This window comes from Shewanella sp. FeAMO (assembly GCF_053653955.1).
Genome location: NZ_CM132201.1, coordinates 382,352 through 403,324, shown reverse-complemented (window position 1 = coordinate 403,324; position 20,973 = coordinate 382,352). Strand labels below are relative to the sequence as shown.

Here is a 20,973-nt window from a genome sequence, read left to right as displayed (position 1 = left end):
CTACTTATAACAAGTAATGCACGCACCACCACCTTCTTCTAGATCGTACATGGCATCCATATCTAAGGTGTCAATGAGCATGCTTTCATCAACCATGGCGTGCATACCTAATCGGCGTTTGCGCTCGCGCTGTTTCTTCTTTTCAAAGCGTGCTTTAACTTTTTCGTGATTTTCCTTAATCTGCTTGATGCGCTCAGGGTCTTCTAATGTTTCCAATGGCTCATTAGGCCCCATCCAAAAGAAAGTTTCGCCGTTAGCGCTTGTCTCTGCACGTTTCTCATACGATTTGGCTTCTTCAAATGCTTCAGGATGCTCTTCGCGAAGGCGTACCCATTCGATTTTTCGCTGGAAGAAGCAAAACGTGCAACCGGAACGGGAGCGCCACTCGTAGTATTTGGGCAGACCTAACCCAGCACTATCAAGAATATCTAGCACTCCTTGCTTTTTTATACCATCTTCAGCAAATGGCATTTTGATTGTCAGGTATTTCTGATTTTCGTTAGGTCTATAGCCATCGCGCCAAGGTTCATCGGCACGAATTCCAACGTAAGAAATCACTTCATAACCATTATCAAGATAAGGTTTTATCCATTTCTCGAATGGTTCCAACTTCATCCTAATTGTACACCAGCGCTGCTGGCCAGAAGGCAGGAAGTTATTATGTTGCTCTAGCCAATAATCGAAACCCTTTTTGTCATTGATATGCAAAATTGGTTTACCTAGAACAATTTCTAGTTGTTCCAGGTATTCATAGACTTCAGGCAGTTCTTTACCCGTATCCGTAAAGAAGTACTCGATATCGATTTCCGGGTAGTTCCTTGCCATATAGACAGCGAGTGCAGCACTATCCTTTCCACCTGATAGACCAAGAACATGTTTTACTTTACGTACACTACTCATCGACAACACCTGTGTTCTTTAGCCTTGAGTTTCAAGAGAATCTCTCAAAAGCTGCTGTAGTACATTGATTCTTTGAAAATCATCTAAATGTGCTAGTTGACTTTCGATTGTTTCCATTGTGCTTTGTAGGGGAGCGAGCTCTATATCCCTGATTTCACGTCTGAAGGACGTCAGTTTGCCATCCTTACCCTCTAAAACAAGTGACACAAGCTTTGTTTTTGCATTGTCGACATGTCTATCATTGGTATGTTGAGACTTTGCAACGCTCAAAAAATCTTGCGCATAGTCGCTGATTTTGTTGGATGCAGACTGGAGAATTCCTTCATTCCAGTTTTGCTTTCCACGGCCCGTTACAATTTGAATGATGCTCTCAAGCCACTGTAGTAAACCGGTATCGCTTTTCGCCAATTCCCGGGCAAACGCTTTCAAGCGCAAATCACCTGAGTTTTGCTCTACGTATTGACACATCTGAGAAAGTTCTTCTCCCGTTTCAGGGAAGATAGTTTTTACTTTCGTCTTGATACTAGCCAACATTTGTTCATGCTTTTGGCGCAGCTTTTTAAAACAATCTGTCAGAACATCAATTTGGCTAGAGAAGTCATCTTTCCCTAATCGCTTCAACTCTCTACTTAAATCTTTAATTAACAAAGCATGCGGATCGTTAGCTTGTAAAAAGAGATCTCGGATTCGCAGATATGCTTTATTTTGCTCAGAATCATCAGCAACAATACTATGTGCGTTTTTAACCCACTGGGGTAGATTGTGTATAGTGGTCACCAGGGGGGTTGCTACGGACAGAATATTATTCGATATAGTACGGTTGGTTTCAGTGGCAGCAAATACGGCTAGGTGTTGAAGCCATTCCTTCTCTTCTTTAGCCAGGACAATGTACTTAACGGCAAGCTCGTTAGGGCTACGGATAAGCTTGTGCACGTAATCAACATCAGGCTCGGCAATATATGCGAAGTCACCAGATAAATCTTTCTCATAGAAGGCAATCTGCTCCCCTAGAGACTTTAGAAAAGCCAAAAGAAATATCGGAATCACACCTTTAGTTAAACCAAAGGGCGCGTTAGTCCATAGCACAACGATGTCTGATAGAACAACCTGCTGTCCTTTGCATTCTTTCAAGCGAGACTTCGCTGCTGCGAAAGCGACATCGAGATTCGCATCGAGATTTTCAATAAACCAATGCTGTTTTGTTTCCCCCTCTCCCTCCGCGGAGTGAATAAAGGTATTTTTAAGACAGCTGATATACATAGACTTTTCTGGTGGAAAGCCCTCAATGCCCAAGTCTTCGCGCGACTCATTCTCAAGCATAGCTTGTAGAAGTCTTTTTAGGGCTGCAACAGCCGTACCTGATAGTTTATTTCGATTTACCAGTTCGTTTAGGATTTTGGGTGTTTTTTTGAAAATGCTATCAGCGGCATACGTCGCAAGCTCACTCATGGTTTCTTTTTCATAAACCACGCCATTGTATATCCAGTGAGCATTATTGAAAGCACTTGCAAGTGCCGTATCAAGCGCTGATTGCGCGTTAAACGTTCTTGCTCTATGTTCCTCTCTCGCGACTTTGTCGTGAGCGAGATCTGCACCTGTAGTTTTGTCGCTTTTAATGAGCTCTAGCGCGTATTTTTCATTTGATAAGCTAATAATCTCGGCCGCATTTGAAGCACAAGCCATGATTAGAGACTTATCTTTACGAGTTAGTTCAAGTAATTGTTCTTCAGGCTCTTCTTTTAGAAGCAATAAGAAGTTAGCGAACTCTCCATTACGTGATTTCGTTAATGTTGAAATATCTACGCTGCTCAGCTGTAAGGCTACGCTTTGTGTCGCCCAACGGAGCGTTCCAAATTCATGATAATGGCCTTTTGCAATAACCTGCGAGCTGTAGCTGATCCGTTCCAAGGCTTCATTACTATTTTGAAGCTGCTCAACTTTTTCTTCAACTAAGCCTGCAATATCGAGGTCCGAACCCTCGAATACGTCCCACGATGATAGATGCTTTCTATACACGATGCATGAAGCATCCTTGAGCTGCTTGAGTACAAGGTTTAGTTGTTCAGGATCGCTAATTGCTGTAGCTGTGAGCAGCAATTGGTTAGTTGCAGTCAAATTGGCTGCTTTACCAAACAATGTGATCAGAGAAACCGATTTGAGTAATTGTATCGACTCAGGCGAAAAGTCTTGTTTTAATGCTTTTCGAATTGCCTCTGCTGCTGTTGCCCAACCATGACCATCAGGTGAGCCCAAGATGGCATGCTCCATATTGGCTTCGAGATAGTCCCAAAGATTGGCTAGGTCATAACGTGCGTTCTCATCGTTCGTTTGTTGCAAGAAAAGCTGAAAGCTAAACTGCTCATGTGAGTTAAGAAAACTAAACGTACTCCGCTCATTCTGACTAAATCGGCGCTTTGCTAACGGGCCTAATAATAATGCTGTTAGTGGGTGCAGGGGGATGCATTGCTCTAAGCGGCTTAATAGAAGGTCTTTTCGCTGCTGCTTATCATCTAGTGCATTGAGCACTCGTTGAACAAGAGCATCACCTTTTTGTGGCGGTAGCGTCGTTTTCATAGAGTTACTAACGAGGGCTACAGTTTCGTCAGTTGATACGTTATAAAGAATGTCACTATAACGGCCCTGAATTTTTGCCCATTCATCTTGTAATTTTGAGCCTCGCTCCTTCGCGTACTCACTAAAAGCTTGATGTAAAAGACCTAAAAATATAAATGGGGTGTCAATCCGAGAGAGTTCTTCTGCAATGTCCTGGAAAAGATGCAGATCTCCACCTTTGCGGTTGATATACTCTAGGCTTTTCCCCATCTCATCAGCAATGATAAGCACGCCGTCAACAAGTTGTGCTACGTCCTCAAACAGAGATTTCCAAGTACTTATAAGCTCGCTTTCACTCTCTACTGCTGCTTTGCAATATTTATCTAATACTTTAGCTTCGCGTGTATTAGGGTGCTCTTTGAGTGCCTTTATTGTTGCATTCCAAAAAGATTCAACTGGGCCGTGAACGCCCCCTACAGAGCGTATTTGTAGCCAACCATCTCGATACTTAGCGCTTTTCTCGATTAACGTTTTAGACTGTTCGTTAATTGTGCTAATGGCGGCATTGCGAATACCCGAACTAGGGTGAAGTAAACCAGCTAAAAGTAATGCAACCGTAGACTTGCCTGAGCCGTATGCACCGGTCAATGTATAAGCGTTCTGACCAGTTTGAGAGTATTGTCGGAAAAGGGTCTCTAATGACGATTGAGCAGTACCGTGATAAACCAAACCGGAAAAAAAGTCGTCACTTAAGTCACTATCAATACGGGTTGAACGTTGATGGCGTGCCGCAATAGAGTATATGTTACTTAAAGTCACGACTTATTTTCCCTCTGAGATGTAATAAGATTTTAAATATTGTTCCGGGGTGATATCGCTGATATCTGAAAAAGAATGCTGAACCTGCCGTAAGCCTTGAGTATCCGTCCAGGAAATTTTCCTATCCGTAAGCGCTTCTACTTCATCTAACTTGTCGCTCAATCCGCTCGAAGATAGGCGAAAGACGCGTCCTGGTGAGCCAACATCTTTTAGCAATGAGTCAAATGACAGTGTGTTTGTATTGCTGTCTTTCTGTTTCCTCTTCATGAAATCAATCAGCGCAAATGTGAAGACCTCTACCGGCAGGGTTGGTCTTTTCGTGAGCTCAGCTAGATAGTTTTTTGCATCCTCTTGTTTTAACAATTCAAGCTCGGTAAAAGGAGATGCAAAACTATCTTCATTGATTTTGTTTGATTGCAATGATTTGTGAGCATACATTTGAAGAAAGCAGTCAATATCTTTGCTTAGTGTTGCTTCTGTTAGTTGTTTTTCGTGATTTACAAGCGTGTCGTTAATGTCGAGCAGAAGCGCTTCTTTCTTTATCTTTATGCCGTTGAAATAGTTAAAGAAAAATCTGGATGTGTTTAACTCGCCCTTACTCGAGGGCATTGATTGTAATAACCAGTGTAACAGCCACGTTGTACCAATCTTGTCGAGATATTCATCGTATGCAACACACCCGTCGTTGTTCGTAAACAACTGTTCCGCCAAAGGAGTCAGCTTGTACAGCTGCTTAGCATTATCGACACAAGTGACCAGGTTTAAAGCTCTAATCCAGTGACGCACCGAAAGCACCATGTTTTTGCCCATGCCCATTGATTGCATTTGCTTTTCTATATTTGAGCTGCTTGAAAGAGACTCCCCCTTTGCAATCTCTTGAATAATCTTATAAATCCATCCGTATCGTATAGGAAAGGTTTGATGTCCGGAGAATTTCAGGGTCGTTGTTTCGATGCTCAATGTGCTTACCTTGCTGAATTGGAGATTTTATCCAAACAGAGATCTTACACATTAATGTCCTCAGGTCTAGGCGCTTTTATCAAAAATGAGGTATGACTTTTATATGTCCTGAAGGACGATGTAGGAATTTACTCCTTTTTAAACAATTGGTTGGGTCTTTTTGGTGAGGCGGCGCCTACAATTTATGTCGATTTATCGTTCTTCTATAGTGGCATAGTGAATTTGGCCACCTGAATAGACGAAGTGATAGACTCACTTCCGGAAAAAGGTGGTAGAAATGAAGAACACAAGACCGACATTCAGTACAGAGTTCAAATTAGAAGCTGCGCAGCTAGTAACGAAGCAGGGCTACAGTGTAACGGAGGCAGCAAGCGCGATGGGCGTGAGTAATTCAGCCATGCGTAAATGGGTAAACCAGCTTCGACAAGAGCAGCAAGGCGTATCCCCCAAAGGCGCACCGCTCCCCCCCGAACAACAGCAGATCCGCGAGCTAGAGAAGAAAATCCGCCGCATTGAAGAAGAGAACACCATTTTGAAAAAGGCTACGGCTCTCTTGATGTCAGACTCACTGAACAGTTCTCGTTAGTCGAGAAACTCAAGAAGAGCCATAGCGTAGAACGGATTTGTTCAGTATTTGGTATTCACCGCAGCAGTTACAAGTATTGGCGAGGCAGACCTACCACCATTGACTCGAAACAGGTAAAACTGCACAGCTTGGTGCGGGAGGCCTATGAAGCCAGCAATGGGTCAGCGGGTGCCAGAACCCTGGCTGATATGGTGACGACTGCTGGCGTGAGGTTAACTCGCTATCGTGCCACAGGGCTGATGAAGAAACTGGGGCTAGTGAGCTGCCAGGTGCCGCAACATCGCTACCAAAAGGCAGACAAGGAGCATGTCGCCATCCCTAACCTCCTTGACCGCCAGTTTGCTGTGACGGCTCCCAATCAAGTGTGGTGTGGCGATGTGACCTATGTGTGGACAGGCAAACGATGGGCTTACCTTGCCGTTGTTCTGGATTTGTTTGCACGGAAACCGGTGGGGTGGGCGATGTCATTTTCGCCCGATTGTGCGCTAACAAGCAAGGCTCTAACCATGGCCTTTGAGGCGCGAGGAAGGCCGAAAGACCTAATGTTCCATAGTGACCAAGGAAGCCACTATACCAGCCACCGCTTCCGCCAACAGCTCTGGCGTTATCAGATTAAGCAGAGCATGAGTCGACGAGGAAACTGCTGGGACAACAGCCCGATGGAGCGCTTCTTTAGAAGCTTAAAAACAGAATGGATACCGATGACCGGCTATCGGGATATCGGTGAGGCTAAGAGTGAAATTTCGCGATATGTGACGGGGTATTACAGTCAGCTGAGACCACATCAATATAACAGTGGGCTGACACCCAATGAGTCAGAGCGAAGATACTGGCTTGAATACAAAACCGTGGCCAATTTTAGTTGACCACTACAAAAGCAAAGCATGGGCAGACGAGGGAACTGCTGGGACAATAGCCCGATGGAGCGTTTCTTCAGAAGCTTGAAAACAGAATGGATACCGATGACCGGCTACCGAAGTATCAGTGAGGCTCGGGTTGAAATATCACGATACGTGACGGGGTATTACAGTCAGCTTAGACCGCATCAATATAACGGTGGGCTGACACCGAACGAGTCAGAGCGAAGATACTGGCTTGAATACAAAAACGTGGCCAATTTAACTTGACCACTACATTCGAAATTGATGCTCAGACGCAGATAGGCTGCTCTCTCATGATCAATTAATTCTTTAAAATAAAACGTGATCCGGTATACGATAGGACCATAGTGTTAATCAGCATAATGTAACAATTCAATGAAGGACTACTTCGATTTTGCCGCTTCTACTCCAGTTTCACAGCAAGTGCTTGAGGCTATGAAACCTTGGGAAACGGATAATTTCGCTAATGCGTCATCGGCGCATCAAGCGGGGAGAGCTAGCCATCAAGCAATACAGCATGCAAGAGAAGCTATCGCGGATAAAATCGGGGCATTACCTAGTGAAATTATCTTTACAAGTGGTGCTAGCGAAGCAAACAATCTCGCTATTAAAGGTATAGCATTCAAATTTTTAGACAAAAAAGGCCACATCATCACATCTTCGATAGAGCACAAATGTATTCTGAATACTTGTGCTTTTCTTGAGTCAATTGGATTTGATGTCACTTACTTGGCCCCTGACTCGGAAGGGCGGATATCGGCGGAATCACTAATCGAAGCTTTACGTAGTGACACCATCTTAATCTCTATCCATCACGTCAACAATGAGTTAGGGACTATTCAGCCGATCGCAGAGTTTGGTGCTATCGCTTTTGAAAAAGGTGTACCTTTTCACACAGACGCAGCCCAAAGTTTTTGCAAATGTGACATTGATGTTGATGAGATGGATGTCGATATGCTTTCACTATCTGGACATAAGATTTATGGCCCCAAAGGGATAGGTGCTTTATTCGTCCGTAACGCTCGTGATTCAGAATTGGTGCCGATTATTCACGGAGGGGGGCAGGAAGCTGGCTTGCGCGGAGGGACCTCTCCCACACCACTGATTATCGGTTTGGCTGCTGCGGTTGAGTATTATCCAACGAAGGCAGGCCCAGATGAGCAAAGATTTCTTTATGCGATTAAGGAGTTTGAATGTAAGAGAAATGGCGGCGTAGACGTAGTACCTACTATCTGGAGTGTAACGTTTAAGTCAGATGATGATGTAAAGTCTTTCACTCACAAAAATCCTTGGCTTATCTCTCAAGGCTCCGCTTGCAACTCCTTATCCAACGTTGCATCGCACGTACTAATAGCGTTGGGGATGACGGAAGAACAAGCAAGAAGAACCTATCGCATCAGTCTTTCGCCTTACCGAATTAGCGGGAAGTAATCCGAAATCCTACGATCTTTTTTCTTGCGAAGAGAAGCCGCTCTTCGAGAGCCTTCCTATGTATGATAACTTCTGTGTTTTCGTTCGTACCTAAGATCTTCGAGAGCCGCCTATCGAAGCTTTTTTGCTTTTCGTATTGTTCGTGTAGTTTGCCAAGCAATAGGTGTTTATTTAGCAGTGGTGGTCGCCGTGATACCTCCGCATAATCGAAGAAATCAATTTCCTGAACAGCCATTTTCACCTTAATACGCTTAACTAAAAACGGTACAGACTGTTCAAAGTCATCGTAGTGGGTCAAAGTTAACTTACCAGAAGTTGTGTGTATTTTGACCAGGTCGATAGCGTCATCTAACTCACCATACATTTGGATGGCTGCCCCAACATAGACTCGCAGTAACAACGGTAATGAGTCAATGTTCTCTTTATGAAAAATGAGAGAGTGCCCTCTATTAAGAATACTTGCTGGTAACTGCTGATATGCTTTTGCGCATTGTTCTTCAATAAGCTTGGTGTCAGCTATAGCAAAGAGCAACTCTGTAGCTAGATTGATTATTGTGCGATAGTCATCAAATAACGCCTTTATATCTCGCTTTAGGCTATCAGGTTGCTGTGTATAAGGCCTTCTCTTCTCAAATAGCCCCATTGCAAAATACAAAAGGATATCCTCTTTACGGCTTTGTTTCGCCTCTTCAAACTCGTCTTTGCCATAAATTTTCAACAGTAACTGATGCACTTTGTTGTTGGAGCCTATCAGGCTTTTTAGCTGCGCCGAATCACTGAATTCGTCTTGTGCAGGCACTCGGCCCATATCTAAACTTTGCTGCCAGAAGGCGTCAAACAAAGCCTTATTTTGGGCAATTATGAGCCGTGCTTTGTCTTGAGAGGTTATCGGTGTTGGCGAAGTACGCTGCTGCCAATTGTGATTGCGGCGATAACGATTTTGGAGGTAGTCTTGCTCTGCTAATTTATCTTTGAATACGAAGAAAATACCTGGTGCTATAGCTATTGGCACTTCATCTAGTGAGCGCTCTATGTAGGCTTTGATTTCACTTTGCTGGTAGTATTTTTGAAAGGTGTTCCGCGAGGTAATGACGCCATCTTTATATGGTTTAAATTGGCTGACAAACTCATCGGTTCCCAGCATCACGCTAACTACTAAAAGTTTTTTTGCTAATTCCCAGGCGCCCAGCAGAGCCTCAAGTCGTTCGTGTTTATCTTCAATAACATTTAGTACAAAACCGAGATTGACAATATCAGTATAGGTTTTGTCCCCATCTGGGTAGAAATTTGGGTCCCAACCCATTACATCAATGCCGTGAGCCAGTAGCTCATTCATGTCGTCGCCTCTACCACAGCCATAGTCGAGTAGTGAATAGTCGCCTTGTAGATAGCCTTGCTTAGCTAAAGCTTTCATGGGTGCAGAGAGTGCATGGCGGGTAATAGCTGTTAGATGCCGGTCGACTTGATGTCCATGAGTTTGTTTGACCATGGTCGAGCGGAATAGGCGACCGTCCACTAATTCGTATCCATGTTGTCTAATCAGGTTTTCCCATGATTGTTTAAAGCCAATTATCCTTGTATTTTCATACAGCCCAGCACTTTCGCCTTCCTCAGTTAGCTGCGAAAATAAAGAGTGATAATCACTGCTTGGCAACACCATAAGCTCTTTGCGGTGGAGAATTGGCGGATTATCAGAGTCTTGGTATGTGGTGACTCGGTGTGTGAGTTTATTGAGGTCAACTGTAACGCTCTGCGTCAAAGATGGGTAAGAGTCCGTATAAAACGTTGGGTAGCTCAGGAGTGATAGGCAGAAATCGCGCTTAAAAAGCTTCACTAAATGCCAGGTCTCGGTATCTATCTTTAGTGCTGTTGCTACTGCATGAATGAAGGTGACAAGTTCGGAAGGCAGAGCCGTGAATGCATCTTTATGTATGTATATGGCTTCGGGAAGGTGCTTCCCTTTGTTTACTTGATGTACTAGTTGGCTAAATTTGACGTTATCCACTCTACAGCATCTCCGTGATTTCATTATGTTCACAAAGATACAACGCATTTTCTCCACTTGCACGTTGGGAGGGCGCATAACTACCTTTTGTGTTGGGCTATCAGGTGCATTCTGTCTTCATAGCTGCTCACCAAGAAATCAACAGCACTCCCATGGCGTTGGCATATCAGATTACCTTTAGTGTTGACTTCTGAAGCGGCAAGCTAAATAGCTGTTCCTAAATGTAGATCACTGAGTTTCGAAAATAGAAGGAACTCGGCTCGATTCAAGCGATCTGATCAATCGCCAAACCAACCAACTCACACAAACCGAGCCGAGATCATGATTCTAACATTACCAACCCGCTCTGAAAGACGTCGAATACAAAAAAAGATGTATAAAACCAGAGATAAAGACGAGTGCCGTCGCCTGAATGCCATTCTCTTGTTGGCATCTGGACGTACTGTTACTGAAGTATCAGGCTTGATAGCTGCGGCGCGTTCTTCAATCAACAGATGGGTCAGTTGGTACACTGAATGTGGCATTGAGGGGCTAGAGTCTTCAACCAGAGGCCGTTCCTGTGTGCTTCCTTTCCAACAAATAACGAGTGTAATCAAACTACTGCTTCAATTGTCCCCCCAAGAGCTTGGATACCAACGTTCCCGCTGGAGTACTGAATTAATAGCTCTTGAGGTTAACCGCTTATTTTCGCTGCAGGTTCATTCCTCAACGATTCGGCGGTGGTTGCCTAAACTTGGCGTTGTTTGGCGTAGAGCCGCTCCCACCTTGCATATCAAAGATCCTCATAAAGATGAGAAGCTTGCGGAAATTAAGGCAGCTTTGAAACGCTGCAATATAAACCATCCCGTATTTTATGAAGATGAAGTTGATATCCATCTCAATCCAAAAATCGGCGCAGATTGGATGCATAAAGGCCATCAAAAACGAGTGACAACGCCGGGACAGAATAGCAAACGATACTTGCCAGGTGCGCTACACACAGGAACGGGGAAAGTCAGTTATATCGCCAGTTCCAGCAAAGATTCTATGCTATTTCTTTCAATGCTGAAATTGCTCAAAAGACGGTACAGACGAGCCCAAACGATTACGCTCATTATCGATAACTACATCATCCACAAGAGTAAAAAGACTCAAGCTTGGCTCAAGCAAAACCCAAAGTTTATCTTGTTGTTTCAGCCGGTTTACTCATCTTGAGTCAACAAAATAGAGCAGTTGTGGCACGCACTACATGAAACCGTTACCCGAAACCATCAGTGCAAAAACATCTGGAAGTTGATGGAGCGGGTTAAGTACTTTATGGACCATGCTTCACCATTCCCTGGTGGTGGGCATGGTCTCATGAAAGTGGAGCACAATTAGGATCACTTATTTAGCAATCCTTGGTGTCATAAGCACCATAGGCAGACACCTGTTCGCTATGACGGCGAACTGGATTGAATAAGGTGCTAACACTTCGTTGTCGACAATACTTTCAGGACTGACCTCGGCCGCAATAATGGCATGAGTTTTAGACTGCCAGCAGCAGCTTGCGTCAGACCCGACGCTTTTCTTTGCCATATTTACGGGTTTTCCATTCGCCTTCGCCGAACACCTTCAGACCTTTGGCATCGATAACGACATGAGCAATCGCCACATAACTTGGCGCTCGATAAGCGACTTTGACGGTTTTAGCCCATTTACTGATGCAGCTGTAATCCGGTGATGCGAAGCGAATATCCAGTAACCTACACCGACTGTTACTTAATGGTCTTGATAATTTGTTCTTCGGCATAACGTTTTTATATTGAGCGCTTTATTGGCTATTGTGTATTGGATATTTCGCTGGTGTCATGCTCTTAAATTTGAGAGAGAAGTCACCAACAGCGCCATGCTGCCGCAGGCTAACAGTACCCATCCCAAGTGCTGCACCGCGCCTGCCAGAGCAAGGCCGCTGCCGATGAGTAAGTAGTACATCAAGCCGAATAGGGCACCAGCGCTGCCAGCCTGCTGTCGGTACTGAGCCAAGGCCATGCTGAGCACATTGGGGATAGCTATTCCGAATGCCATAACCACGAGTAGCATAGGCGCCAGAAACCCGATGGAGTTCGGCGAGAGTTGTACTCCTATGGCTCCCAGAAGCAGCAATAGAGCGGCGCCTTGCAAGAGCTTGCCTTGAGAGACTCCCTTGGAGATCAAGCGTTTATTGCTGTAGCTGCCAACCAGTGAGCCCAGGCCAAGGATTAAGCCGCTGTAACCGAACTGTTCCGGCGTGAACCCAAGCCTGGCAAAGTTGAATCCACCGAGTTGGTAGTAAGAAAACAGGGCGACGTTATAAGCAGTGACCAAGAGCGCAGATTGCCAGATTTGCCTGTCACCGAGCATACGTTTACTCAAGGCGACCAGTTGCAAACTCTGCCTGCTGGTTTGGGTTTCCGGCAGCCTGATAAAACAATAGGCGAATAATCCCAAGGCCATAATAAATAAAGCTAAAAATACCGCATGATGACCACCCACCTTGACCAATTGGCCACCGGAAAACATGCCGATAACAGGGCTGATGGCAATCCCAAGCCCCATCACACTGAACACTTTCCCCAACTCTTCGCCGCTGAAGGCGTCACGCAGCATGGTTTGGGTGACGATTGAGCCGACAGCAATACCAAAAGCGCTGCAGGCTCTGGCGGCCATCAGCACGGCGAAGCTGGTTGTTGACATGGCCACCCAGGCTGCGACGCCATAGATAAAGAGTCCCAGCAACATGGTCGGGCGACGGCCGCAACTGTCGGCCACTATGCCCCACACTGCCACGCCCAAAGCGAAAGCCAGGAAATAAACCGATAGAGTTTGCGCCGCCTGAGGGTAGGACACGGCAAATGTCTGCGAAATCGCCCCCAGGGCCGGGCTGTAAATGGTTTCCACTATTTGCGGGAACATCAGTAGCGCCAGCATCAACCATAGCGAAGGTTTGGTTTTCATCTCTTATCCTTATCACAATCAAGCAAGCTGCGAACAAGCCCTGTTCCTCTATGCAGGCTTGATCCGCGCTTTTCCAAGTCGGCACGCAGTGTATACTCGTGATGAAACGGCACGTTAACGACATAAAGACAAGAAACATCAAAATAGGGACATCATGGCGATTATTGAGCAGGAAACTGAGTTCGATGCGGATACCTTTCCAGCCAGTGTTATCGGCATTGCGGCCGATGTTGGCCAGCACGATTCGGGCATGCACCAACACCATAAAGGGCAACTACTTTATGCCCCCCACGGCTGCATGAGCTTTGCATTGGAGAACGCCATCTGCATCTTGCCGCCCACCAAAGCCGTGTGGATCCCGCCCGGTATTTCGCACCGCGCGGTAATGACCAATGTGGTGGCCTATCGTTCTTTGTATTTTGATTGCGCCAGGTTCAACACTCCGGCTGAGCTTCGCATGATAGAGGTCAACGCCCTCTTGAAAGCCTTGATAGACAAGATGGCACTGTGGCCTTGGGACACACCGGAGCAGAATATGGCCAATAGCAGTGCGTTATTTTGGGAAGAGTTTTATGCCGCCAAGAAACATTCATTTCAGCTGCCACTGCCACGGGATCGCAGGTTTCGCCGATTCCGCCAGCAGCTTATCAAGGAAGAGTTTCTCGCGCCTGATATAGGCCGACTTGCCGGCAGTGTCGGCGCAAGCACCAAGACAGTCACCCGGTTATTCAAGGCTGAAACCGGTATGACTTATCAGCAATGGCGCCAACAGTGGCGCCTTTTGAAGGCCATTGAACTCCTATCCGGCGCCAGATCTGTCAGTGAAGTGGCCCACAATCTGGCGTTTTCTTCCGACAGCGCCTTCATTGCGTTTTTTAAAAAGCAGACGGGCCAAACGCCTTTGAGCTTTATTCACAATCCAATCAACTGAAAACAAGAGTCAAATGCACAAACAACAGCCTAAAATCACAGTTCCCCAACCGGCTGATTTACATCTAACATCCTTAGTGGTAAAAATTGAGCGGTAAAGCTACTTTCAACTCTCATTGAGGCATTGATGCTGGAGATTGTAATCATCAGATAATCAGTTAACTGACCTTCCAAGGCCGGTCTGATTATCAATGCGCGTAAATCAAAGGTGGACACTGACAAGTGCCCGCATGTTTTGCTCATGATGATTATCGAGTTTTTCCAGTATGAATATATCCCGTCAGGAACAACGTACCCTGCACGTCCTCGCCAAAGGCGGACGCATTTGTTATTTCCGCGACACTTCAGGTCGCGTCACAGCCGTTGAATGTTATAGCCGCGAAGGGCTTGTTCTTTGCGACTGTACCCTCGCCATTTTCAAAAAGCTCAAAGCCAAAAAACTGATCAAATCTGTCAAAGGTCAGCCCTATCGCATAACCACGGCCGGCTTGCACAATGTGCGCGCCCAACTGGACAACCGTTGAGGAAAGAAAGATGAATACACTATTTTCCCGTGACTATATCAACAGCAACATGATGGGCCCCAACGCCCTGCTGCTGGCCGAAGAAGTCTGCCGGTCACTGCAACTGCAACCAGGGATGCGGGTGCTGGACTTGGCCTGTGGCACAGGCATGACCTCCATCTATCTGGCGAAGGCCTTCAACCTCGAAGTCACCGCAATGGATCTTTGGATAGCGGCCGAAGACAACCAGGCAAGATTCAAGGCCGCTGGCCTGGAAGACAGGATCACGGCGGTAAACTTTGACGTAACCCAGATGCGGCCGGGACATGCCCCATTTGCAGAAAACAGTTTCGATGCCGTCTTGTCCATCGATGCCTATCACTACTTTGGTGCCAGTTCAGCGTTTTTTGACACCCACCTCGCCCCTTTCATCAAGCCGGGCGGTCAGGTCGCCATAGTGGTACCCGGGCTGAAAAAGCCTTTTCCACTGCAGCAAAGCGTTGCCCCTGAGCTGGCCCCCTGGTGGCAGCCCGGGATGAACTTTTTCACCGTCGACTGGTGGATGCAACTCTGGCAACAGAGCGCATTTTTACAGTTGGAGCTGTGCGAAGAGAGCGGGCAGTGCACCCAGGCATGGCAGGAGTGGTTGGCATGCGACAACCCTTATGCCGTACGGGATCGCGAGATGATGGCCGCCGAAAACGGCCAGTGGTTCAACTTTACCAAAATGACAGGCCGCATACACAAGTAAGCTTTCAAAAAAGCAAGGAAAGGTATGAATATCAATAAGCTAATCAGCCAGCATTTGCCAATAAGGCTGTCGCCGAACGAAAGCAAAATTCCCTGGAATGATGCCGATTTCAGCCAGCGAATGCTGGAAAACCACCTCTCCCAGGAGCACGATTGGGCCAGTAGAAAACTGGCGGTGATTGAGCGCCAGGTAGATTGGCTCTGCAGCCAACTGGCTCCTGGCGCAAAAGTGCTGGATCTGGGTTGTGGCCCCGGCTTTTACACTCAATTGCTGGCAAAACGCGGCTTTTGCTGCACCGGTGTCGACTTCTCACCAGCCTCTATAGCCTACGCCCAACAACAAGCGCAGGCGGCTGGACTGGATATCGACTATCAACTGCTGGATGTCAGAAGCTACCGGCCGACCAAGAAGTTTGACTTCATCATGATGACCTTCGGTGAGCTGAATGTTTTCAGCACAGCGGATGCCAAGAGTTTACTCAAGCATTGTGCAAACTGGCTGATGCCGAATGGCAAACTACTTGTGGAAGTTCACAGCTTTGATGAAGTCAAACGACAGGGACAGGCAGAGCCAAGCTGGCAAAGGCATTCACAGGGCCTATTTCTCGATGCTCCCCACCTGCTACTGACGGAGCATGCTTGGGACGAGGCACTCCAAACCAGTTCCACACTGTTTTGGGTGATTGAAGAAAACGGCAAGGTGGCGCGATTCGGCAGCCGGATGCAGGCTTGGCAAGATGAGGAATATCTGCAGCTGTTAAACGAGTGCGGCTTCAACAAGATTCAGCGGATAGACACTGCAGAGTGGCCCAGCAGCAATACCTTTGAGGGCAAGCTCTACACACTAATGGCATGCTCCAAGGCATAACCTGAGTCCGTTTGAAAGAGGAAGGTGTTAAGGTCTAAACCCCGGGTACCTTCCTCTTTTTTATTGTTATCAACACCAATACATTTCAGTAGCGCTTTCTAAGCAGTCTCAAGGCGTTGGCAGTTACCAACACAGTTGCGCCCGTATCGGCCATCACCGCCAGCCAGAGGCCGGTGATCCCCAGTAAGCTGGTCACCAGAAAAATCGCCTTCAGCCCCAGCGCCAAGGCTATGTTCTGGCGGATATTGCTCAGGGTTGCCCTGGCCAAGTGGATCATTGCCGCCACCCCTCCCAACTGATTATGGGTCAGGGCCGCATCGGCGGTTTCCAGCGCGGCATCGGTTCCGCCGCCCATGGCAATACCGATACGGGCTCGCTTCATTGCCGGGGCATCATTGATACCATCTCCCGTCATGGCAACATTGCGGTGCTCGGCCAATGCCGCCACCTCAGAAACTTTATCTTCCGGCAGCAGCCCGGCGCGCCAATCGATGGCCAGTTCCTCGGCAATCGCCTTGGCGGTTCTTGGGTTGTCACCGGTCAGCATTATGCTGTCGATACCGAGATGGCGTAGCTTAGCTATGGCTTCGGCGGCCTCGGCGCGCAGCTGATCCCTGAGGGCAATAATGGCCACAGGAAGAAGTAGCTCCCGCTCGGCATCACACAGTACCACCAGGGTTTGCCCCTGCTGCTCCAGTTCTGTGACGCGTTGCAGCAACTCAGGAGCTAGGTTTGGCAGCCTTGAAGGGGCCAACAGTCGCCAGTTTTGCGAATCGACCCGTCCTTCAACGCCCATCCCGGGTAAGGCCCGAATAGCTTCTGCGCCTGGCAGTTCCAGCCGCTGCTCTTTGGCATGATTGACTATCGCCTGTGCCAGGGGGTGATGTGAGCCCAATTCAATGGCGGCGGCCACCCTGAGCCACTTGGTCGCATCCTGCTCTGTGAGGCTCTCCACCAGGGTAACTTCAGGTTTACCTTCTGTGAGGGTACCGGTCTTATCGAAGGCGACGGTATCGACATGTGCCAGTGCTTCCAATGCCGCGCCGCCCTTAATCAAGGCTCCCTGACGGGTTGCGGCCGCCAGCGCAGAGGTTACCGCCGCCGGCGTCGAAATTACCAAGGCGCAGGGGCAACCTATCAACAACAGTGTCAAACCACGGTAGATCCATTGCTCCCAAGGCTCGGCGTACAGCAGAGGTGGCAACAGCACAGTCAACAAGGCCAGCAACATGATGGCTGGTGTGTACCAGCGACTGAACTTGTCGATGAATCTCTCTATCGGTGCTCTTTGCCCTTCGGCCTCTTCAATCAAATGCAGGATGCGGTCTATGGCGTTGCTGCCGGGCTCGGAGACAACCTTCATCTTCACCAGCCTGTCGGCTGCCAGGCAGCCGGCGGCGACCCGTTCGCCCTTAACCCTTTCTACCGGGATAGATTCTCCCGTAAGGGCACTTTCATCAAATGCCGCCGAGGCATCGAGCAGTTCGGCATCGGCCGGCAGGCGAGCTCCAGGCGCAACTTCTATGATGTCGCCCGGATGCAGCTCTGAGGCGGCCACCTCTTGCCTCTGGCCATCATTTAACCTCAATGCCTTGTCCGGTACCAATGCCATCAAGGCGCTGACTCCGGCGCGGGCGCGGCCGGCCGCAAACGATTCGAGCTGCTCACCGAGCATAAACAGGAGCAACACCATAGCCGCCTCGGCCGTTTCGCCCAGCAACAAGGCACCTATGGCGGCAACTGTCATCAGGGTTTCAATGGCAAAAGGGGTGCCGCTGCGAATAAGGGCCCAAGCCTTGCGGGCAATAGGCAACAGCCCCCAAACTGTAGCCAGAGTGAACAGGCTGGTGCTGATACTCGCAGGCGCCAGAGCCGCCAGCAGCATTAACAGTGCCAGTGACAAAGGTTGCCAGTATTTGGGTTGCCAGTATTTGCCAAGCCGGCTCGCCGGGCCGGGTTTTGGGCCTTCCTTACCTGCCTGGGCCTGCTGCTTAAGCTTAAAGCCGGCCGCATGCACAGCATCGACTATGCCTTGGGGCGAAACGCCGGGCGTCAGTTCCACCAGCAGCTTTTCGGTGGCAAATACCACCCTGGCGCTGCAAACGCCGCTCACCCTGGAAACCGCAGTTTCGACTTTACGGGCACAGCTGGCACAGTCCATACCCAGTATTTGCCACTGATGCTGCTCACCTTGAGCAAACCGGGCAGTGTTGACTTCGGCAGCGGAGTCGGCCTGATGGGACTCATGATGATCATGGCAACAAGCCGAATGACAGCCAGAATGCTCGTTGGAATGACTGACGGCGTTACCGGCTACCTGGCTATCTGTGCAATTTGCCGGGTCCTTAGCCCCCGCCTTTACAGTCTCGGGCGTGGGTTTGGGATCACAACAGGAATGACTCATAACTGTGCCTCATGCTATGGCTCAAATGATGCCTCGGAACTCAAATGTGACTATCCGGGCCGTTTGTTATTGCCAAGGAGTGTAAAGCTTGGAGTAAGCTCCAGAGTCAAGCATCTGTGCCAAAGTATTTGCCCGGCCCGAAAACCAAGCCCTATCAATTAACCAACCAGCCCAAGCCCGATCAGCCAGCCACTATCAATTAACCAGCCATAGCCGCTATGCCGCCCTAGCCTACAACGACGCTGATTGTCCCATTTACCGGCGCCAATGTTGCGCTTGACAGTCAACCGGCTTCCACCAAAAATGCGCCGGGGATTTAAAGTGCCAGGCGCAGTTTCGCCACAAAGCAACATACGGGTAAAGGCTCAGGAAGATACTGAGAGACGCTGCATTGCAAGCCATCTTCTGCACAGCGCAAAGAATAGATGGCGCAACTTATACGGCTGAAGCAGGCTAAACCTCTTGTACCAATGCTTATGTGAGCAGGCCCTAACTCCCTGTCAACGCCAGCTTAAGATTGAAGCCTGGTGGCGACTGCGGTTAACATAGTCGGTCGATTTTTCTTTTTATGATCCTGAGGGAGCCCAAGTTGTCCTTGATTCGAGGTTGTCTTGCCTTTAGCGGCTATGTTATCAACACCCTGTTTTGGAGCCTGCCAATTCTGCTGGGCAGCCTGATAAAACTGCTTCCAATAAAGCCATTACAGCGCCTATGCAGCCACGCTTTGGATTTCTGCGCCAGCGCCTGGATCAGTGTTAACGGCGGCATAGAAAAGCTGTTTCATCCGCTGAAGATGCATATAGACGAGCTTCCGGATCTGTCAGAGCAGGAGTGGTATATGGTGGTAGCCAACCACCAGAGCTGGGTCGATATTTTGATCCTGCAGCGACTGCTTAATCGGCGGATCCCTTTTCTCAAGTTTTTCCTGAAAAAAGAGCTGATTTATGTCCCTGTACTTGGGCTGGCCTGGTGGGCGCTGGACTTTCCCTTTATGCGCCGTTACAGCACGGCCGAGTTGAAAAAGAACCCGAAACTCAGAGGCAAAGACATTGAAATTACCCGTAAGGCCTGTGCCAAATTCAAGCACAAGCCGGTGAGCGTGATGAACTTTGTCGAAGGTACCCGCTTTCAGCCCAGCAAGCACCAGAAGCAAAACTCACCGTTCAAACACCTGCTCAGACCCAAGGCCGGCGGCATGGCCTTTGCGTTGTCGGCCATGGGCGATCAGATCCATAAACTGGTGGATGTCACCATCTATTATCCCGGCAAGATCCCCAGTTTTTGGGACTATATCAGCGGCCGTCTGCCTGAGGTTTACCTCCATTTGGAGGTCAAGGAGATAGACTCGGGGATGCGGGGTGACTACGCCAATGATCGTCAGTTCAAACAAGCCTTCCAGGAACGGCTGAACGCCCTCTGGCAGCACAAGGATGAAGTGCTGGAACAATTGGCCGCCAAGGCAAACCATTCTCAAGGGGACTCCTGATGTTGCACTTCCTGCCCGGGCCTGTGCTGTTTATTCTCAGCCTGAGCTTGCTGATCATCAATACCGCCGTTTGGGGGTCGCTGGTGTGTATCGGCGGCCTGTTCAAATTGTTGCTGCCCTGGAAGGGTGGCCGCATCGCCATGACCCGGTTAATGAACCGGTTCATGTGGGCCTGGGCCAGCTGTAATGGCGGCATACTGCACCTGATAGCCAAGGTCGAATGGGATGTACAAGGGTTAGAAAGCCTCAAGCCAGATGGTTGGTATCTGCTGATCAGCAACCACCTCAGTGGCTTTGATATTGCTGCGCAGACCTATATCCTGCGTAACAACATCCCCATGCTGAAGTTCTTTCTCAAGAAAGAGCTGCTGTATGTTCCTATCATGGGCCTGGGTTGCTGGGCGCTGGACATGCCCTTTATGAACCGCACCAGCCCGGAAAAGTTGAAGAAGAATCCCAAGCTCAGGGGCAAGGATCTGCAAACGACCCGGCGCTCCTGCGAAAAATTCAAAGACTTGCCCACCTCCATCATCAACTATGTGGAAGGCAGTCGCTTTACCGAAGACAAACGACAAAGGCAAAAGTCCCCCTACAAACACCTGCTGCGGCCAAAAGCCGGCGGCATCGCCTTCACCTTGTCGGCCATGGGCGAGCAGTTTGATGCCTTGCTGAATATGACTGTGCTTTATCCCGATGCGCCCAAGGATATTCTCGGCGCCGTGATGCAGGGTAAAGTGCACAAAATCGTGGTGCGAATCGAGGCCCTGCCTGTGCCTCAGGTGGATTCTGTTCGCTACTTCAGCGAGCCAGAGTACAGGGTCGAGTTTCAACGCTGGCTCAACGACATCTGGCAACAAAAGGATGCCCAAATAGACCAGTTGCTGGCCGAATGCCATCCCGCCGACGACTACAGCAAGCTGGCACAAAAAAGCCACTGACAGT

The 20,973-nt window shown here is 48.4% G+C and carries 14 protein-coding genes and 3 pseudogenes; 10 read left to right on the top strand and 7 right to left on the bottom strand.

The annotated features are described in order from the left end of the window. From ACWAU4_RS01910 to ACWAU4_RS01900, 3 genes are read right to left on the bottom strand one after another with little or no spacing between them, the layout of a single operon-like run. Window positions 1–900, bottom strand: coding sequence for a phosphoadenosine phosphosulfate reductase domain-containing protein (locus tag ACWAU4_RS01910; RefSeq protein ID WP_045283631.1), 900 nt, complete (start codon window positions 898–900; stop codon window positions 1–3). 18 nt (window positions 901–918) lie between these two features. Continuing rightward, window positions 919–4,272, bottom strand: coding sequence for a hypothetical protein (locus tag ACWAU4_RS01905; RefSeq protein ID WP_144377790.1), 3,354 nt, complete (start codon window positions 4,270–4,272; stop codon window positions 919–921). A gap of 3 nt (window positions 4,273–4,275) precedes the next feature. Then, a complete protein-coding gene (locus ACWAU4_RS01900) occupies window positions 4,276–5,232 on the bottom strand; it encodes a DUF4007 family protein (RefSeq protein ID WP_144377792.1) in 957 nt (318 codons plus the stop codon). Between the two features lie 277 nt (window positions 5,233–5,509). Between ACWAU4_RS01900 and ACWAU4_RS01895 the strand changes: the two genes are divergently transcribed. The 3 genes and pseudogenes from ACWAU4_RS01895 (at window position 5,510) to ACWAU4_RS01885 (ending at window position 8,130) form a co-directional block, all read left to right on the top strand. Then, window positions 5,510–6,684 (top strand): IS3 family transposase gene (locus ACWAU4_RS01895; protein WP_144406826.1). Its coding sequence is split into 2 segments (ribosomal slippage): window positions 5,510–5,768 and window positions 5,768–6,684, totalling 1,176 coding nucleotides; the frame shifts between segments, so codons are not numbered across the junction. 9 nt (window positions 6,685–6,693) lie between these two features. Then, window positions 6,694–6,945, top strand: a pseudogene (locus tag ACWAU4_RS01890) (integrase core domain-containing protein); the annotation flags it as partial. A 129-nt stretch (window positions 6,946–7,074) separates the two neighbouring features. Beyond that, window positions 7,075–8,130: a cysteine desulfurase family protein gene (locus ACWAU4_RS01885; protein ID WP_045283612.1), complete on the top strand. Its 1,056-nt coding sequence runs from the start codon at window positions 7,075–7,077 to the stop codon at window positions 8,128–8,130. On the opposite strand, the gene ACWAU4_RS01880 is transcribed toward ACWAU4_RS01885, so the two are convergent. After that, complete coding sequence (locus ACWAU4_RS01880; RefSeq protein ID WP_144377795.1) at window positions 8,117–10,135, bottom strand: DNA phosphorothioation-associated putative methyltransferase; 2,019 nt, start codon at window positions 10,133–10,135, stop codon at window positions 8,117–8,119. The genes ACWAU4_RS01885 and ACWAU4_RS01880 overlap by 14 nt on opposite strands. 321 nt (window positions 10,136–10,456) lie before the next feature. Here ACWAU4_RS01880 and ACWAU4_RS01875 point away from each other — a divergent pair. Continuing rightward, window positions 10,457–11,494, top strand: a pseudogene (locus ACWAU4_RS01875) (IS630 family transposase). Window positions 11,495–11,507: 13 nt separating this feature from the next. On the opposite strand, the pseudogene ACWAU4_RS01870 reads toward ACWAU4_RS01875, so the two are convergent. Further along, window positions 11,508–11,873, bottom strand: a pseudogene (locus tag ACWAU4_RS01870) (transposase); the annotation flags it as partial. Between the two features lie 89 nt (window positions 11,874–11,962). Next, window positions 11,963–13,090 carry a multidrug effflux MFS transporter gene (locus ACWAU4_RS01865; RefSeq protein WP_454290430.1) on the bottom strand — a complete coding sequence of 376 codons (1,128 nt, stop codon included), beginning with the start codon at window positions 13,088–13,090 and terminating at the stop codon, window positions 11,963–11,965. Window positions 13,091–13,244: 154 nt separating this feature from the next. Between ACWAU4_RS01865 and ACWAU4_RS01860 the strand changes: the two genes are divergently transcribed. The 4 genes from ACWAU4_RS01860 to ACWAU4_RS01845 all read left to right on the top strand — a co-directional run bounded on the left by ACWAU4_RS01860 (window position 13,245) and on the right by ACWAU4_RS01845 (window position 16,141). Next, window positions 13,245–14,021: an AraC family transcriptional regulator gene (locus tag ACWAU4_RS01860; RefSeq protein ID WP_045283610.1), complete on the top strand. Its 777-nt coding sequence runs from the start codon at window positions 13,245–13,247 to the stop codon at window positions 14,019–14,021. Between the two features lie 265 nt (window positions 14,022–14,286). Then, entirely contained in the window at window positions 14,287–14,544 is a 258-nt protein-coding gene (locus tag ACWAU4_RS01855) for a YjhX family toxin (RefSeq protein ID WP_025010861.1), read from the top strand. A gap of 10 nt (window positions 14,545–14,554) precedes the next feature. Beyond that, the gene (locus ACWAU4_RS01850) at window positions 14,555–15,274 is read left to right on the top strand and encodes an SAM-dependent methyltransferase (protein WP_025889872.1); all 720 of its coding nucleotides are present in this window, start codon (window positions 14,555–14,557) and stop codon (window positions 15,272–15,274) included. 24 nt (window positions 15,275–15,298) lie between these two features. After that, window positions 15,299–16,141, top strand: a complete 843-nt coding sequence (locus tag ACWAU4_RS01845; protein ID WP_096142576.1) for a class I SAM-dependent methyltransferase — start codon at window positions 15,299–15,301, stop codon at window positions 16,139–16,141. Window positions 16,142–16,226: 85 nt separating this feature from the next. On the opposite strand, the gene ACWAU4_RS01840 is transcribed toward ACWAU4_RS01845, so the two are convergent. Further along, complete coding sequence (locus ACWAU4_RS01840; protein ID WP_345888881.1) at window positions 16,227–18,545, bottom strand: zinc/cadmium/mercury/lead-transporting ATPase; 2,319 nt, start codon at window positions 18,543–18,545, stop codon at window positions 16,227–16,229. A gap of 589 nt (window positions 18,546–19,134) precedes the next feature. Here ACWAU4_RS01840 and ACWAU4_RS01835 point away from each other — a divergent pair. Beyond that, entirely contained in the window at window positions 19,135–20,031 is an 897-nt protein-coding gene (locus ACWAU4_RS01835) for an acyltransferase (protein ID WP_243880247.1), read from the top strand. Beyond that, window positions 20,031–20,969, top strand: coding sequence for an acyltransferase (locus ACWAU4_RS01830; RefSeq protein ID WP_045283607.1), 939 nt, complete (start codon window positions 20,031–20,033; stop codon window positions 20,967–20,969). Before ACWAU4_RS01835 ends, ACWAU4_RS01830 begins: the two co-directional genes overlap by 1 nt. Window positions 20,970–20,973: the final 4 nt, after the last annotated feature.